General features: G+C 60.1%; 12 protein-coding genes. 9 read left to right on the forward strand and 3 right to left on the reverse strand.

The features are described from left to right. Positions 1-156: 156 nt before the first annotated feature. From FQ746_RS01690 to FQ746_RS01700, 3 genes are read right to left on the reverse strand one after another with little or no spacing between them, the layout of a single operon-like run. Positions 157-1,281 carry a lipocalin-like domain-containing protein gene (locus FQ746_RS01690; RefSeq protein ID WP_144106923.1) on the reverse strand — a complete coding sequence of 375 codons (1,125 nt, stop codon included), beginning with the start codon at positions 1,279-1,281 and terminating at the stop codon, positions 157-159. Further along, the gene (locus FQ746_RS01695; protein ID WP_144106925.1) at positions 1,281-3,857 is read right to left on the reverse strand and encodes an FtsX-like permease family protein; all 2,577 of its coding nucleotides are present in this window, start codon (positions 3,855-3,857) and stop codon (positions 1,281-1,283) included. The genes FQ746_RS01690 and FQ746_RS01695 overlap by 1 nt, the downstream gene beginning before the upstream one ends. Further along, positions 3,847-4,581: an ABC transporter ATP-binding protein gene (locus FQ746_RS01700; protein ID WP_144106927.1), complete on the reverse strand. Its 735-nt coding sequence runs from the start codon at positions 4,579-4,581 to the stop codon at positions 3,847-3,849. The genes FQ746_RS01695 and FQ746_RS01700 overlap by 11 nt, the downstream gene beginning before the upstream one ends. Before the next feature lie 682 nt (positions 4,582-5,263). On the opposite strand from FQ746_RS01700, the gene FQ746_RS01705 reads away from it, so the two are divergent. The 9 genes from FQ746_RS01705 to FQ746_RS01745 all read left to right on the forward strand — a co-directional run bounded on the left by FQ746_RS01705 (position 5,264) and on the right by FQ746_RS01745 (position 15,899). After that, on the forward strand, positions 5,264-6,817 hold the full coding sequence (locus FQ746_RS01705; RefSeq protein WP_144106929.1) for a NuoM family protein: 1,554 nt from the start codon (positions 5,264-5,266) through the stop codon (positions 6,815-6,817). 368 nt (positions 6,818-7,185) lie between these two features. Continuing rightward, positions 7,186-8,085, forward strand: coding sequence for a ubiquinol oxidase subunit II (gene cyoA / locus FQ746_RS01710; protein ID WP_144106931.1), 900 nt, complete (start codon positions 7,186-7,188; stop codon positions 8,083-8,085). A 3-nt stretch (positions 8,086-8,088) separates the two neighbouring features. Then, positions 8,089-10,074 carry a cytochrome o ubiquinol oxidase subunit I gene (cyoB, locus tag FQ746_RS01715; protein ID WP_144106933.1) on the forward strand — a complete coding sequence of 662 codons (1,986 nt, stop codon included), beginning with the start codon at positions 8,089-8,091 and terminating at the stop codon, positions 10,072-10,074. After that, the gene (gene cyoC / locus FQ746_RS01720) at positions 10,074-10,691 is read left to right on the forward strand and encodes a cytochrome o ubiquinol oxidase subunit III (protein ID WP_144106935.1); all 618 of its coding nucleotides are present in this window, start codon (positions 10,074-10,076) and stop codon (positions 10,689-10,691) included. Before cyoB ends, cyoC begins: the two co-directional genes overlap by 1 nt. Beyond that, a complete protein-coding gene (cyoD, locus tag FQ746_RS01725; RefSeq protein WP_144106937.1) occupies positions 10,692-11,024 on the forward strand; it encodes a cytochrome o ubiquinol oxidase subunit IV in 333 nt (110 codons plus the stop codon). Between the two features lie 204 nt (positions 11,025-11,228). Next, positions 11,229-11,576, forward strand: a complete 348-nt coding sequence (locus tag FQ746_RS01730) for a winged helix-turn-helix domain-containing protein (protein ID WP_144106939.1) — start codon at positions 11,229-11,231, stop codon at positions 11,574-11,576. Positions 11,577-11,844: 268 nt separating this feature from the next. Next, positions 11,845-13,014: a nucleotide sugar dehydrogenase gene (locus FQ746_RS01735; RefSeq protein WP_144106941.1), complete on the forward strand. Its 1,170-nt coding sequence runs from the start codon at positions 11,845-11,847 to the stop codon at positions 13,012-13,014. A gap of 565 nt (positions 13,015-13,579) precedes the next feature. Next, on the forward strand, positions 13,580-14,365 hold the full coding sequence (locus FQ746_RS01740) for an SDR family NAD(P)-dependent oxidoreductase (RefSeq protein ID WP_144106943.1): 786 nt from the start codon (positions 13,580-13,582) through the stop codon (positions 14,363-14,365). A 106-nt stretch (positions 14,366-14,471) separates the two neighbouring features. Further along, positions 14,472-15,899: an LTA synthase family protein gene (locus FQ746_RS01745; protein ID WP_186310600.1), complete on the forward strand. Its 1,428-nt coding sequence runs from the start codon at positions 14,472-14,474 to the stop codon at positions 15,897-15,899. The last annotated feature ends 2 nt before the right edge of the window (positions 15,900-15,901 follow it).

Here is a 15,901-nt window from a genome sequence, read left to right on the forward strand (position 1 = left end):
CGAGTCGGTCCCACCCCTTCCCATCCCGAACAGGACCGTGAAACGACTCCACGCCGATGATAGTGCGGATTCCCGTGTGAAAGTAGGTAATCGTCAGGCTCCCCAGCAGCAACAGAAACCCCACCGGCCAACGGTGGGGTTTCTGCGTTTACGGCTTCAATGTCCACCGAGTCGTAAAGCATCCGCGTAACCCGTCAACTCGAGATACGCGTGCCCGACCTCCACACCCTCCCGGCTCACCTTCGTCGCGCCTTCCCAATACACCGCTCCTGTCGACTGCCGGGAGTCGAGTTCCTGATCGTCCATCAACGGATCCAGTCGCCATGTCAGCGGGCCGGTTTTAACGCTCATCGAAACGGGATACGCGGTGTTCGTGCGCGGCGAACGCCATGTGCGCAACGGCGTGAAATCGACCTGATCGTGATCGAACGACGTAACCTTCCCCGTCGCGCTTCTTAACGCGGCATGCGCCCACATCGCGTGACCCTCGCGGTTGCGCACTCTGAATGCCATCAACGCCGAACCGTCCGCGAGGTTCGCACCGAGCCAGTCCCAACCGACCGCATCCGCATCGAGCAGGGTGCTCGACCATTCATGATCCAGCCACGCTGAACCATCGACGCGCACCTCCGGCTTCGAGGCATCCGCCCCCGCACCTCGTCGCACGACCCGTCCCGTCACGCGCAATTGCGGCTCGCTGTAGTAATAGCTGGCCTGCTCGGGTCGTGGACCCTTCTGCGAGTAACCCGACTCGCCCTGAACCAGCGGAGCCTGAGTCGGCGTCAACGCGAGACGCAGCGCAAAGCCATCCGCATCGACATCGACGTCGTAATGACCATCCGCCGCGCGCACGATGGTCCACGCATCGAGTTTCACGTCCGTATTGCCGGGCTTCGCGAAGGCTAGACCGAACCCCTCGCGCGCAATCCGTTGATCGTGGAGCAGGTGGCCGACGGTCGGGTCGCTGAGCGCCGCGTGCGCGATGATCAACTGCGAAGGCGCGAACGCACTCGGGTCCGCGGAATCATGACCGGTTGCAGAACGGAAAAACGTGATCTGAAACCCGAGCGGCCGATTGTCCGGCGTCGTGAGCCACCCCGTCGCGTACCACCATTCCGTGCGAAATGCCGGATGCGCGCCACTATCTCTCGTCACGAGAACCGGCCGTCCCGGCGTCACCGCGGCGAACCGTGGCGGGTCGATTTCAGCAAATGCACGATGTCCAGCCAGTCCCACGCCAAACACCGCCGACAATAAACCCGCGCAAACCCACACCCGCATCACCAATCCTCCTTCACCGCACGAACCGCATCCACGGACACGGCGCCACGTCCCGCCATCACCGCCGTCGAGCACGACGACACCAGCATGACGAGCGCGACCGTGCAAAGCGGTATCCACGGAACATGCAGCGACATGCTCCAATGAAACGATTGCGGATTGACGACGAACACCAGAATCAGACTGATCGCGAAGCCGAGCACGAAGCCCATCGCGATACCGCAGGCCGTCAGCATGCCGCCTTCGAGCGCGAGAATGCCGAGGATCTGCGAGCGGGTGACGCCGACGTGTCTCAGCATGCCGAACTCGCGAGCCCGCGCGAGGGCCTGCGCGGAAAACGTCGCCGCCACGCCGAATAAACCAATCACGATAGCGACGCCCTCGAGCAGATACGTCACGGCGAAACTGCGATCGAAGATGACGAGCGTGCGCGCCCGAATCTCGCCAGGCTGCGACAACTCGAGCGACTTGCCGAACGGCAGCGCCCTGATTCCAGCGATCACCCGATCGATGCTCGCGCCTGGCTCGTCGGTAACGGCAACATCGGTGACATTCGTGTCGCCGCTCAAACGCCGATAATCTTCGAGCCGGATCTGGACCGCGCCGGTCTGCCTGACGTAATCGCGCCAGACGCCGGCAACGACGAAGCGATGCCCGCGCTCGCCGAGCGGCAGCGTCACACGTTGGCCAACCCGGTAGCCGTACAGATCGACCATTGCTTCGGATACCCAAACAGGCGTCTCCGATGGTCGCAAGCCGGCGGGCGACAACACCGCGCCCGTCATCTGCAGATTCGCACCGGGATCCGCGACATCGATTTCACGCGCGAGTATCGCGACGTCCGGCCGTGCAGGATCCAGCGTGAGTTGCGAGCTTTGTCCGAACGCCGCGGTCCTGATGCCGGGGACGGCCGCGAGCAACCGCTGTTCGCCTGGCCGCAAGCCGCCCGTATCGCCATTCGGTGCAACGCGCACGTACACGTCGGCGGAAAGCAGATGACCGAGCCAGTCTTCGACGGATACGCGAAAACTGGCCACCATGATGGCCATCGCGACGATCAGCGCGAAGCTCGACAACACGCCGCCCATGGCAATCGACGCATGACCCGGCGCATTCGCGAGCCGCGCGAGCGCCAGCGTCCTGACAGCGCCGGCACTCGCACCGCGCCACGCTGACAGCGCGCGGCTCGCCGCGCCGAATATGAGCGCGGTAATCCGCGGCATCAGCGCGATGCCGCCGACCAGCAACAGCGCAACGGCGAGATAGCCGCCGATCGGTGTATCGAACCACGGCGGCATCTGCGAGAGTGCGCCGGCCGCCAGCAGACAAAGAAGCGCGGGCCAGGGCGTAGCAAGCCGCGCCAATGCGCTTTCCTCAGCGCCGGCCTTTAGCGCCGACGCGGGCCTTGCTCGCGCAGCCTCGAGCGCAGGCGCGAGGCTGCCCAACACCGACACTACGAGACCGAGGAGAAAAAACACGACACTCGCGAGCGGCTCGAAGCCGACTCGAGGTTGCACGCCGGGGAAGTAACCGCCGCCCAGGTCGCTGCCAAAAAAGCGCAGCGCGGCGCTCGCCATGGCAAAGCCGAGCGCGAGCCCTGCCAGCGAACCGAGCACCCCTAGCAGCGCGCCCTCCATCAGAATCTGCCGCAGTAACTGGCCGCGCGTCAGACCGAGAACGCGCAGCACCGCGAACTGCGCACGCCGTCTCACCACGCTCAACGCCTGAGTCGAAAACACGAGGAACGCGCCGGTAAATAACGCCACCAGCGCCAGCACGTTCATATTGATCCGGTAGGCCCGCGAGAGACGATCCGTGCGGCTCTCGGCATCGTGCGGCTCGGCGATCACCCATTCGCTACCGAGTTGCGCCTGCAGCGCACGCCGGAAACGTTCGCGATTCACGCCGCGTTCGAGCAGCAGATCGACTCGCGACAGCTTGCCGACCAGACCGAACTTCCACTGCACGGCAGCGATGTCCATCACGGCGAGCCGTTGACCCGGACGTGTCCTTACGAGCCCGCCGGCGACTCGCAAGTGCACGATCGACGTGCCGTTACGTACGGCCAGATCGTCGCCGACCTTGACCTTCAGCCACTGCTGTGCGGCGACCGACAGAAACACCGTGTCGGCCGCGAGCGTATCGAAAGGCTTTTGAGGCGAGGGCACGCCGATCAGATCGGGCGCGATGCGGCTCGCCTTGAACACGTCGATGCCGAGCAGGGGCAACGACGCGTTGCGCTCCGGCAAGGTGACGTCGAGCGACAGCACGGGGCTCGCGAGCGTCACGCCGGCGCGTGTCGCGATCTGCGGATAAATGGACTCGTCCATGAGTGGCCGCGCGCCGCGCACCTGCAGATCGGCTTCACCGGAAAGGCTCCGGGTGGCTGCGGAAAATTCGTTGAAGGCCGCGCTGTTGATCAATTGAACGGCGTAGCCGAGCGCTACGCCCAGTGCGATGGTTGCGACGGCAACCAGTGCGCGGGCGCGATGACTGCGCCACTCCGCGCCGAGCAGCCAGCGCGCGAGCAGGCGGCGGCCATTTCCGCGCGCACGGACCGCCGGGTCAGCGTGCATCGTCGGCGGAGAGGGCGCGCGACGATACGCCGGCCGGTGACGCAGGCGCGGGGGCGTGCAGGCCGCCGTCGCGAAGAATCAGAATCCGGTCGGCCACGGCGGCGGCCGCTTCGGAATGCGTGACCATGATCGTGGCCGCGCCGGTCAGCTTGCTTTGCAGGCGAAACAGTTCGAGCACGTCGTGCGCGGTGTCGGGGTCGAGATTGCCGGTGGGTTCGTCGGCGAGGATCAGGGTCGGGCGATGCACGAGCGCGCGTGCAATCGCGACACGTTGCAATTCGCCGCCCGACAGTTGCCGCGGAAAATCGGCGCCGCGGCCGCCCAGTCCAACGGTGGCGAGCATCTCGCCGGCGGCCGCCGTCGGCATTTCGTTGAGCAGCAGCGGCAACGCGACGTTCTGGTCGAGCGTCAGGTGAGGCAAGACGTGAAACGCCTGGAACACGAAGCCGAGCTTTTGCCGGCGCAGGCGCGTCGCGGCGTTGTCGTCCAGACGCGAGACCGCGTGGCCGTCGATGAACACGTCGCCGCCGTCCGCCTGGTCCAACCCGGCAATCAGATTGAGCAGCGTCGATTTACCGACACCGGAGTCGCCCATGATCGCGACGAACTCACCCGCGCCAAGAGCGAAATCGAGCGCGGCCAGCACGATGCGGCCTGCGCCATAGTGTTTGCTGAGTCCACGGCATTCGAGTGCGGGAACGGCACCTTCGTCATGAAGCGGCATGCAGGGATCCGGAAAGTCTGGCGAGGGAGCGTGCGATCGATCATGCCAGAGATGCCTGCATCTCTGCACGCGCCATGCTGCAGACAGACGCGGAAAACGTAGGCCATTCGAAAGTCGGACGTCTTTCAGAGCGGTTCGTTATCCGGCTGAAAGGCACTCGGGCAGAGATGTGAGCTTCGGTTCGGAGGCGGTAAAAGGCCGCGAATTGAGTGGCCGGTCAAAATTTTTTTTCTGTTTGAGGTCACACGAAAAATTTGCCGAAAACGCCAAACTGGGTGCCCAAAACGGACCTGTAACAGGCCGAAATTATTCGGCGGAAGTCTCGCGTAGTAGACACTCGTGAAAACCTTTTAATCACCCGCTAAAAACCGTCTTTTTCGTGCAAATTTCGCGCTTGGTCGTGCCCTTTGCAGGTTTGTGCGCGCGCACATTTTGAGTCATTACGCAAGAGCAAACGTGGCAATGGCGCATGAAAGCTGCCGCTGTGACGTTGTTGCGCTGCAAAAGTTTTCTTATCTTGGTAATCTCCCACCCTTGGTCATTCGACTGCGGGTAAACGTGTAGCGGACTGTGCCGCGATCACGTCGTTTTGAGTGAAATAAAACTTACATCTCCATTTCAGTGCTTTCGTTCCTGAAGGTGCTTGAGCGGAGTTTTGTACTTCAAGTTTTTGACAGAACACATGCCATTGCCTCCGCTTCTCAGCCTGCTTATCTGGATCCCCATTGTCGCTGGCCTAATTGTTTTGCGTGCCGGATCTGACGCGGCACGTGGTCGCACCCGCTGGCTCGCTCTCGCCGGCGCGGTCGCTGGGTTTCTACCGGTGTTTCCGCTCGTATCGAATTTCCGCAACGACGTGACGTCGATGCAGTTCGTCGAGAACGTCCGCTGGTCGCCGACCTTCGACATTTCGTGGCACGTCGGCGTGGATGGCGTCTCGCTCTGGCTGGTGGCGCTGACGGCGCTGACCACGATCATCATCGTCGTGGCCTCGTGGGAATCGATCACCGAGCGCACCGCGCAATACTTCGGCGCGTTTCTTATGTTGTCGGGCTTCATGCAGGGTGTGTTCACCTCGCTCGACGGCATGCTGTTCTTCATCTCGTTCGAAGCGACGCTGATTCCGCTGTATCTGCTGATCGGCACGTGGGGTCATTCGAACCGCTCGTATGCCGCGGTGAAGTTCTTCTTCGTGTCGTTCCTCGGCTCGCTGATGATGCTGATGTCGATGCTGTACCTCTACAGCCAGACGCACAGCTTCGACCTCGCGCTGTGGCGTGAGACGCATATCGGCACCGTGCCGCAAATCCTGATCTTCCTCGGCTTCCTCGCCGCGTTCGGCGTGAAGGTGCCGATGTGGCCGCTGCACACGTGGCTGCCCGACGTCCACCTCGACGGCCCGACCGGTGCCGCGGTGATGATCGGCATGCTGAAGCTGGGCGGCTACGGTCTGTTGCGCTTCGCGCTGCCGATCGCGCCGCAGGCCAGCCACTTCTTCGCGCCGATGATGATTACGCTGTCGCTGATCGCCGTCGTCTATTCGAGCCTGCTTGCGCTCGTGCAAACCGACATGCGCCGCCTGCTCGCGTATTCGACGATTGGCCACATGGGTCTCGTCACGCTGGGTCTGTTCGTGTTCAACCGCATCGGTCAGGCCGGCGCGATCGTGCAGATGCTGTCTTACGGTGTGATTTCCGGCGCGATGCTGTTGTGCACCGGCATGCTTTACGAGCGCACCAAAACCGCTTCCATTTCCGAATATGGCGGCGTCGCGAATACAATGCCGCGCTTCGCTGCATTCGTCATGCTGTTCTCGATGGCCAACATCGGTCTGCCGGGCACGTCGGGTTTCGTCGGCGAGTTCATGGTGCTGATGGGGGCGATCCGCTTCAACTTCTGGATCGGCGCGATTGCGGCGACCACTCTGGTTCTCAGTGCGGCCTACACGCTGTGGATGTACAAGCGCGTGATCTTCGGCGCGATTGCGAATGCGCGTGTTGCGAAGCTGGCCGATATCGGCAAGCGCGAGTTCGCGTTGCTCGGCGCGCTGGCGTTGCTGGTGCTTGCGATCGGATTGAATCCGAAGCCGTTCACCGATGCCATCGATCCGTCGGTCGGCACGTTGCTCGCGCAATCGGAACGTTCGTCGCATCCGGGCGATTCGGTTCCGGAGAACGAGCATCTGCAAGCCGCGGCGCCGACTCCGGCATCCGCGACTTCGCGCACGCCGGGCTGAGGCATGGAGTGGATTGCGGTTGCAGCATAGGTGGGACCGATGTTGTAATGCCGGCGCGCGGTCAAGGCGCCGGGCCGCGTCTGGCAAGTGCTGTTACGCGTTGCGACTCTTCGGAGTCTTTTCGCGTTTTAGCGCTTGTTTGAAGGGGGTTTACGTTTCTGACACGACTTGCGGAACAGGCAATGACGTGCGATGTGTTCCAGTCTGCACGGCTCGTGCGGCAACATGTCACACGCTATTGCGACGCAATAGATCGTTGCAGAAACAACGCTTTATTTCCCCCTTGGCGTCCCTTTATTATGCGAGCGCTTACTAATGGAGAGCGGTCTAATGACGTTCGTTGATGCAGTACAAAAGAGGCAAAAACTATGAAAGGAAAGACTCTACGAGGGTCGATGGGGTTCCTTTCTGCCGGCCTCATGTTGTTGCTATCGGGTTGCAGCAACCTCGACATTTTGAATCCGAAGGGCAGTGTGGGTCTCGCCGAACGCGATCTGATCGCGACCTCGACGTGGGCCATGCTGATCGTGGTGGTGCCGGTTATCGCACTGACCTTGCTGTTCGCATGGCGTTATCGCGCGACCAACAAGGACGCCAAGTACCAACCGGGCTGGACCCATTCGACGGCTATCGAAATCGCCATCTGGACGATTCCGACGCTGATCATTATTTTCCTCGCCGTGTTGACTTGGAAGAGCACGCATGAGCTCGACCCGTATCGTCCGCTCGAGTCGCAGGTCAAGCCGATCAACGTGGAAGTCGTCGCACTCGACTGGAAGTGGCTGTTCATCTATCCGGACCTCGGCATTGCGTCGATGAACCAGCTGGCCATTCCGGTCGGCACCCCGGTGAACTTCACGATCACGTCCGACACGGTGATGAACTCGTTCTTCATTCCGCAACTCGGCGGCCAGATCTACGCGATGGCGGGTATGCAAACGCGTCTGCATCTGATTGCCGACGAAGCGGGTGACTATGCGGGCACCTCGGCCAACTTCAGCGGCAAGGGCTTCTCGGACATGAAGTTCCGTACGCTCGCGCAATCGCCGGCCGACTTCAACGCATGGGTCGCGAAGGTGCGTGCCTCGTCGGATAACCTGAGCATGGACCGTTACCACACGGTGTCGGCACCGTCCGAGAAAGCGCCGGTGAGCTACTTCTCGGCGGTCGATCCCAAGCTCTTCCACAACATCATTGCCCATTACAACAACGGTAACGTCATGGACAACATGAAGGACGCCAACTGCGCGCCCAAGGTTAAGGGGTAACGCATGTTCGGAAAACTCTCACTAGACTCGATTCCGTACCACGAGCCGATCATCATGGTGACGGCCGCGGGCATCGCCATCGGCGGTGCGCTGGTACTGGGTCTGATCACCTATTTCGGAAAGTGGCGCTACCTGTGGACCGAATGGCTCACGTCGGTCGACCACAAGAAGCTGGGCGTGATGTACATCGTGGTTGCGCTCATCATGCTGTTCCGCGGCTTCGCGGACGCCATCATGATGCGTACCCAGCTGGCGCTGTCGTATAACGCGCCAGGCTTCTTACCGCCACACCATTACGACCAGATCTTTACCGCGCACGGCGTCATCATGATTTTCTTCATGGCGATGGCGTTCATGGTCGGCCTGATGAACATCGTCGTGCCGCTGCAGATCGGTGCTCGCGACGTCGCCTTCCCGTTCCTCAATTCGTTGAGCTTCTGGATGACGGCGATCAGCGCAGTGCTGATCAACATCTCGCTCGTGATCGGTGAATTCGCGCAAACGGGCTGGCTGGCGTATCCGCCGTTGTCCGAATTGCAGTTCAGTCCGGGTGTCGGGGTCGACTATTACCTGTGGAGCTTGCAGCTCTCCGGTATCGGCACCTTGCTGACTGGCGTGAACTTCTTCGTGACCATAGTGAAGATGCGCGCGCCGGGCATGACGTTCTTCAAGATGCCCGTGTTCACGTGGACCGCGCTGTGCACGAACGTGCTGATCATGGCTGCGTTCCCGATCCTGACCGTGACGCTCGCATTGCTGGGTCTCGACCGTTACCTGGGCATGCACTTCTTCACGAACGACGCTGGCGGTAACGCCATGTTGTACCTGAACCTGATCTGGGCCTGGGGTCACCCCGAGGTGTACATCCTGATCCTGCCGGCATTCGGCGTGTTCTCGGAAGTCGTCGCCACCTTCGCCAAGAAGCCGCTGTTCGGCTACAAGACGATGGTGTGGGCGACCTGCGCGATCATGGTGCTGTCGTTCCTCGTGTGGCTGCATCACTTCTTCACGATGGGTTCGGGCGCCGACGTCAATTCGTTCTTCGGTATTGCGACGATGGTCATTGCGATTCCGACCGGCGTGAAAGTGTTCAACTGGCTGTTCACGATTTACCGCGGCCGCCTGCAGTTCACGCCCGCGATTCTGTGGACGCTCGGCTTCATGGTGACCTTCACGATCGGCGGTATGACCGGCGTGATGATGGCGATTCCGGGTGCGGACTTCGTGCTGCACAACAGCCTGTTCCTGATCGCTCACTTCCACAACGTGATTATCGGTGGCGTGCTGTTCGGCTACCTCGCCGGCTTCAACTACTGGTTCCCGAAAGCATTCGGCTTCAAGCTCAACGAAAAGCTGGGCAAGGCGTCGTTCTGGTTCTGGCAGATCGGTTTCTGGGTGGCATTCACGCCGCTGTACGTGCTGGGCTTCATGGGCATGACGCGTCGTCTGAACCACTACGACAATCCTGACTGGCACCCGTGGCTGCTGTTCGCGTGGGTCGGTGCGGTGCTGATCGCAATCGGTATCGTGTTCCAGGTGCTGCAACTGGTCGTCAGTATTCGCGACCGTAACAAGCCGGAAAACCGCGACCTGACGGGCGACCTGTGGGATGCCCACACGCTGGAATGGGCGACGAGCTCGCCGCCGGCGTCGTACAACTTCGCGATCATTCCGGAAGTGCGCGAGCTGGATGCGTTCTCCGACATGAAGTCGCGCAAGAACCAGGCGAAGCCGGTGTATAGCGACATTCACATGCCGTCGAATACGTCTGCCGGTGTCGTGACTGCCGTGTTCTCGCTGGTGCTGGGTTTTGCTGCTGTTTGGCACATCTGGTGGCTGGCCATCATCGGTCTGGTCGGCGCGATCGGTACGGTGATCGTGTATAGCTTCCAGAAGAACGAAGGCTTTTACATTCCGGCGGCCGAGGTCGCGGCAACTGAAGAGAAACGTTCCCGCGCTGCTGCGCAGGTTGCGTTGGAGGTGGATTGATGTCAAACACTACGATTACGGCCGACGCGCATCATCATGACGCGCACCACGCCGATCACCCGCCGTCGCATTCGGTATTCGGCTTCTGGCTGTACCTGATGACCGACTGCATCATCTTCGCGTCGCTGTTCGCAGTGTTCGCGGTGATGAGCCACCAGTTCGCCGGTGGCCCGACGGGCAAGGATCTGTTCGAGATTCCCGGCGTGGCGCTCGAAACGACCATGCTGCTGCTGAGCAGTATTACGTACGGCTTCGCCATGCTGGGCGCGCACAAGAACCGCAAGGGCGTGCTGCTGTTCTGGCTGGCCGTGACGTTCCTGCTGGGTCTGTCGTTCCTCGTGCTCGAACTGCGTGAGTTCTCGCACCTGATCGCCGAAGGCGCCGGCCCGGACCGCAGCGCGTTCCTGTCGTCGTTCTTCACGCTGGTCGGCACGCACGGTCTGCACGTGACGTGCGGCCTGATCTGGATGGTGGTGTTGTCCATCCAGATTCTGAGCCACCGTGACCTGACCGAACGCGACATGATCCGCCTGACGTGCCTGAGCCTTTTCTGGCACTTTCTGGACGTCGTGTGGATCGGCGTCTTCACCTTTGTCTACCTTGCGAACGTGATCTAAATGGACCATAGCCATAACGCAAACTCGGGTGAGAGCCACGGCAGCCTCGGCAGCTACGCGACCGGTTTCATTCTCTCCGTCATCCTGACCGTTGCCGCGTTCGGCCTCGTGCTGAACCACACGCTGACCGGCGAAAACGCCTTGTACGCCATCGCGATTCTCGCGGCCGTGCAGATCGTCGTGCATCTGGTGTTCTTCCTGCACATGAACACCTCGTCGGCACAACGCTGGAACGTCACGGCGTTCGGCTTCACGGTACTCACCGTCGTGATCCTGATCGTCGGCTCGTTGTGGATCATGCACAACGTCAGCATGAACATGATGTCCCGCTAAACAGCAACCTCTCTGCTGTCGAAAAGCCCCGTAAGACGAAAGTCTTACGGGGCTTTTTCATTGGGACTTTCACCATTCCTCAACGAAATGCAATGGAAAGCTTGGCGTCAAGGTAGTCGAGTAGAATCGGTGCGCATACATCTATGTATCTCGCATCGCCGGCGAATCTTCTGCCGGTTGCTCAGGTTGTCGATTAGCGCGCCCATGACCCGTCCTGCCGATATCTATCTACGCTTCCTGCAACTCACCGACACGCTGAGGGGGCTGACTTCGTTGCCGTCGCTCGACCCGCTGGAAGAGCGGATTCTCGCGCTGGTTGCTCGCGCGAGTCAGGCGCACGAGCGCCTGTCGGTGCGGGACATGATGGCGAGAAGCGAGTTGGGTTCGCCGGCCATGCTGCACGCGCGGCTCAAGTCGATGCGCGAAAAAGGCTGGGTGAGCCTCGCCGATACCGACGATGCCCGGCGCAAACAGATCGAACTGACCCAAGCCGCATTACTGCATTTCGACGATCTGTCGGCGTGTCTCGTCAAGGCCGCCCGTAACGGCTAAGAATTTTCGACGCAAACGTTTGGCTGCTCAGGGAAGACCCTGGTGCGGAGTGTTGTTGCTTGCGAACAGGTTCGTAAAACGCTATATTTTTTATACCAAAAAAAGAGAACCTGAGAGAGTCGTACTGCGGCTACACAAAAAAAGCGGAGCCGCTGGGGCGCTGTAGAGTGCTCTGGCGGGGCCGCATTTTTTATTTGTGGTCGGAGGCGATTGGCATTGGCTGCGAAAATGGTAGCCTGATGCTCTTTTCCGTCCGTGAGAAATCTGCATGAAAATCGCTATTGCTGGCACCGGCTACGTCGGCCTTTCTCTCGCCGTATTGCTTGCCCAGCACAACGAGGTCATCGCGCTGGACATCGTGCCCGAGAAGGTGGCGATGCTCAACCGCAAGGAGTCGCCAATCGAAGACTCCGAGATCGAGGATTTTCTCGCACATAAGCCGCTTAATTTCCGCGCTACGCAGGATAAAGAAGATGCGTATGTCGGTGCGGACTATGTCGTCATTGCGACGCCCACGGACTACGATCCGCAAACAAACTACTTCAACACCGGCTCTATCGAGAGCGTTATCCGCGATGTCATTGCAATCAATCCGAATGCCGTGATGGTTATCAAATCGACGATTCCAGTCGGTTATACGGAACGCACCCGGGAGACGCTGGGCACCGAGAATCTGATCTTCTCACCCGAATTTCTGCGTGAAGGCAAAGCACTGTACGACAACCTGCATCCATCGCGCATCGTGGTGGGCGAGCGGTCGAGGCGTGCGGAGATTTTCGCCGAGTTGCTGAAGCAGGGCGCGGTCAAGGATGAGATTCCGACGTTGTTTACCGGCAGCACCGAGGCCGAGGCGATCAAGCTTTTTGCCAATACTTACCTGGCTATGCGCGTGGCTTATTTCAATGAGCTCGATACGTATGCGGCGCAGCATGGTCTGGATACGCACCAGATCATCGAGGGTGTGTGCCTCGATCCTCGCATTGGATCGCATTACAACAATCCGAGCTTTGGGTACGGTGGGTATTGCTTGCCTAAGGATACGAAGCAGTTGCTTGCTAACTATAGCGATGTGCCGCAGAACCTGATTCATGCGATCGTAGCTTCGAATAGTACGCGGAAGGATTTTATTGCCGACAGCGTGGTGAAGCGGCAGCCGAAAGTGGTGGGGATTTATCGACTGGTGATGAAGGCCGGGTCGGATAATTTTCGCGCTTCGAGTATTCAGGGGGTGATGAAGCGGATCAAGGCGAAGGGGATAGAAGTTATCGTGTATGAGCCGGCCATGCAGGAGGCTACGTTTTTCAATTCCGCTGTGGTGCACGATCTGGATGAGTTCAAGCAGTCTGCGGATGTGATTCTGGCGAATCGGTTGACGGCGGATCTGGCGGATGTGGAAGGGAAGGTTTTTACAAGGGATTTGTTTGGGGGGGATGCGTGAGAGCAGGCTGGGGGATAGGTGTTTTTCGATGCGCCAGCGTGCAAGGTAGATGGTGTTTCTGTTCCAGACGGATAGTAGAGCAACCCAATGGTCTTCGTGAGGATGACGCGGTGTCTACTCCAAGAAATAATTGGAAATATAGAAACTGTTACCGAGCCCTTAATTCACCAATTTCCTCTCCCGTGGCGAGAGCGGTCAATGGGCGGGGGCGAATTTGCCATAGCGACGAATACCTGTGAATCTCCCCTTCACTCGTGCTGCTTATTGTTTATCACCCACTACCCCTGTATAGTGCCGTCGACGATAGGCGTGCATTCGACCCGCCGCCGTCAGAGCGAGACAGTAGTGAAAAGGGCGCGCCGCGAAGCCCGGCTTGATCTCCATCGATTAGCTGGCCAGCAAAGTCTGGCAATTCCGCTCACCAACCCAGTTTCGGGCACGCCAATCCGGTGATTAGCGCTGAATTGTTGTTTGTGTTTAGAGCTTCGCAGCTATACAAATCGCGAATACTAGATTCACTGAGAGAGTAGATAGCAAACGATTATGGTTTGCACCTGGGGGCAATATGAGCACGGGATTACCGCGTGTGGTCGTTATTACGGGCGGTAGCGCCGGGCTAGGGCGCGCACTCGCGCTGTGTTATTCGGCACCCGGCATGACGCTGGGCGTGATTGGCAGAAATCTCGAACGACTCGAAGCCGTTGCCGCCGAATGCCGCGCGAACGGCGCTGAGGTCGTGGTCGGTGCGATGGACGTGCGCGATTCCGCGGCCGTACATGACTGGATGATCCAGTTCGACTCGCAGCATCCCATCGATCTGCTTATCGCCAATGCGGGCGTCGCCAGCACGTTGACCTCGTCGGAAGACTGGGAAGACGTCACGCGCACCGCCGAGGTGGTCGACACCAATCTCTACGGCGCGATCCATTCCGTGCTGCCTGCCATCGAGCGCATGCGTACGCGCCGCCGCGGCCAGGTCGCCGTGGTCAGTTCGCTTGCTGCATTGCGCGGCATGGCCATTTCTCCCGCTTACTGCATGAGCAAAGCCGCGCTGGTTGCGTACTGCGATTCGGTGCGTCCAATCCTCGCGCAGGACCGCATCGGCATGTCGGTCGTCATGCCGGGTTTCGTACGCACCTCGATGAGCGACGTTTTCCCCGGCAACAAGCCCTTCATGTGGAGCCCAGAAAAAGCCGCGCTGTACATCCGCAAGCGTCTGGCTAAGCGCCGCGTCGAGATTGCTTTTCCGTTCACGCTGGCCTTCGGCATCAAACTGCTGCGTCTGCTACCAGTCGCGCTCGCTGACCTGATTCTCGGTCGTCTGTCCTACCTTCCTCGCCGGATAACGTGAAGTGGTGCCCGGACTTGCCATTGCGGCTGCCGCAGTCGTCTGCTCGTTTATCGTCGACGCCATTGCGATTCCCCGCCCATCGTTAGACCGACCGTTGGCAGCGCTCATGCTGCACGTCGCGGCGGTCGCGCTCGTGATCTGCGCGAGCCTTTCGCTGACAGGACGGCCGATTTTTTCGACGGTGCTCGTCGTCGTGCTGATCGCGTTGCTCGCCGTTATCGGTAATGCCAAGTACGAGTCGCTGCGCGAGCCATTCGTCTTCACCGATCTGACCTTGTTCAGTCAGGCCTTCGCTCACCCGCGTCTCTATCTGCCGTTCCTCGGCATCGACAAGGCGCTGGCCATCGTCGTCGGTGTGGCGGCAGCGGCGACGGGCTTCGTACTCGAAACGCCCATCGGCATGCTGGGGCGCTGCGTGTCGGGAGTACTCGCGGTGAGCTGCGTGCCGCTCTGTCTGGTGCTCGCACGTCGTCTGTCGCCGACGCTTCACCCGGAAGCGGATCAACTTCGATTCGGTTTCCTCGCATCGTTCGTCACCTACCTCATCAACGGACTCGGGCGAGCCGAGAAGCACGCGTTTGCCCGTGCAGTCGACTCGGGTCCGTTTGCAAACGGTCGCCCGGAAACACGACCGGATGTGATCGTTATCCAGAGCGAATCGTATTTCGATGCGCGACGCATGAGCGAGTCGATTCTGTCCGGCCCCTACGTGCAATTCGACCGTGCTCGCCGCGAGTCTTTCGAGCAAGGCCAACTGACGGTGCCGGCCTGGGGCGCCAATACTATGCGTAGTGAATTCGCGTTGCTGACGGGATTGCCCTCGACGGCACTGCGTTATGCACGTTTTTATCCCTACTTGTACGTGCGTCGCGTGTGTGCGTCGATCGCCGGTTATTTCAGCCGCGGCGGTTATCTCACTGCGGCGCTTCATCCTTATTACGCGGATTTCTTCGGTCGCCGCAGAGCTTTCCGCTTTATGCAGTTCGACCGTTTTCTTAGCATCGAGAACTTCGACGATGCGCCTCGCGTGGGACCTTATATTGGAGACGCCGGGGTGACCGATGCTATCATCGGCCTCCTGCAAGAATGTGACGATCGACCGGTCTTCGCGTTTGCGATCACGATGGAGAATCACGGTCCGCTCCATCTGGAACCGGTTGCCGCCGGCGAGTCCGACACGCGGCACAGCCTCGGGGACGATGCTCGCTGGCGCGATCTGACCGCTTACCTTCGACACATCGAAAACGCGGACAAAATGATCGGCAGACTGACCGATTACCTGCGCAAGCGTAAGCGTCCGGCGGTGCTATGTTTTTATGGCGACCACGTTCCTGCTTTAAGCTCCGTATTCGATGCGCTCGCCAGCGAGCCCATCCATAGTGATTACCTTATTTGGCGAAACTTCGGGAATGATCCCGGCACCCGCCGCGATGTTCCTGTCGAAACCCTCGGTTGTGCAATACAGCGCGCAATGATGCTCGAAGACCGCATCGAAGCCGATCCGCAAACCGAGTTGCAGCAGACGCCAGCATGACG

Origin of the sequence: Paraburkholderia sp. BCC1886 (genome assembly GCF_900996245.1) — a bacterium.
Taxonomy (GTDB): Bacteria; Pseudomonadota; Gammaproteobacteria; order Burkholderiales; family Burkholderiaceae; genus Paraburkholderia.

Bases quoted from the DNA above. Each gene is read 5' to 3' on its own strand.
- cyoD (WP_144106937.1), top strand. From the start codon at position 10,692: ATGGACCATAGCCATAACGCAAACTCGGGTGAGAGCCACGGCAGCCTC.
- cyoC (WP_144106935.1), top strand. From the start codon at position 10,074: ATGTCAAACACTACGATTACGGCCGACGCGCATCATCATGACGCGCAC.
- FQ746_RS01705 (WP_144106929.1), top strand. From the start codon at position 5,264: ATGCCATTGCCTCCGCTTCTCAGCCTGCTTATCTGGATCCCCATTGTC.
- cyoA (WP_144106931.1), top strand. From the start codon at position 7,186: ATGAAAGGAAAGACTCTACGAGGGTCGATGGGGTTCCTTTCTGCCGGC.
- FQ746_RS01745 (WP_186310600.1), top strand. From the start codon at position 14,472: ATGCTGCACGTCGCGGCGGTCGCGCTCGTGATCTGCGCGAGCCTTTCG.
- FQ746_RS01740 (WP_144106943.1), top strand. From the start codon at position 13,580: ATGAGCACGGGATTACCGCGTGTGGTCGTTATTACGGGCGGTAGCGCC.
- FQ746_RS01690 (WP_144106923.1), bottom strand. From the start codon at position 1,281: ATGCGGGTGTGGGTTTGCGCGGGTTTATTGTCGGCGGTGTTTGGCGTG.
- FQ746_RS01695 (WP_144106925.1), bottom strand. From the start codon at position 3,857: ATGCACGCTGACCCGGCGGTCCGTGCGCGCGGAAATGGCCGCCGCCTG.
- FQ746_RS01730 (WP_144106939.1), top strand. From the start codon at position 11,229: ATGACCCGTCCTGCCGATATCTATCTACGCTTCCTGCAACTCACCGAC.
- FQ746_RS01735 (WP_144106941.1), top strand. From the start codon at position 11,845: ATGAAAATCGCTATTGCTGGCACCGGCTACGTCGGCCTTTCTCTCGCC.
- FQ746_RS01700 (WP_144106927.1), bottom strand. From the start codon at position 4,581: ATGCCGCTTCATGACGAAGGTGCCGTTCCCGCACTCGAATGCCGTGGA.
- cyoB (WP_144106933.1), top strand. From the start codon at position 8,089: ATGTTCGGAAAACTCTCACTAGACTCGATTCCGTACCACGAGCCGATC.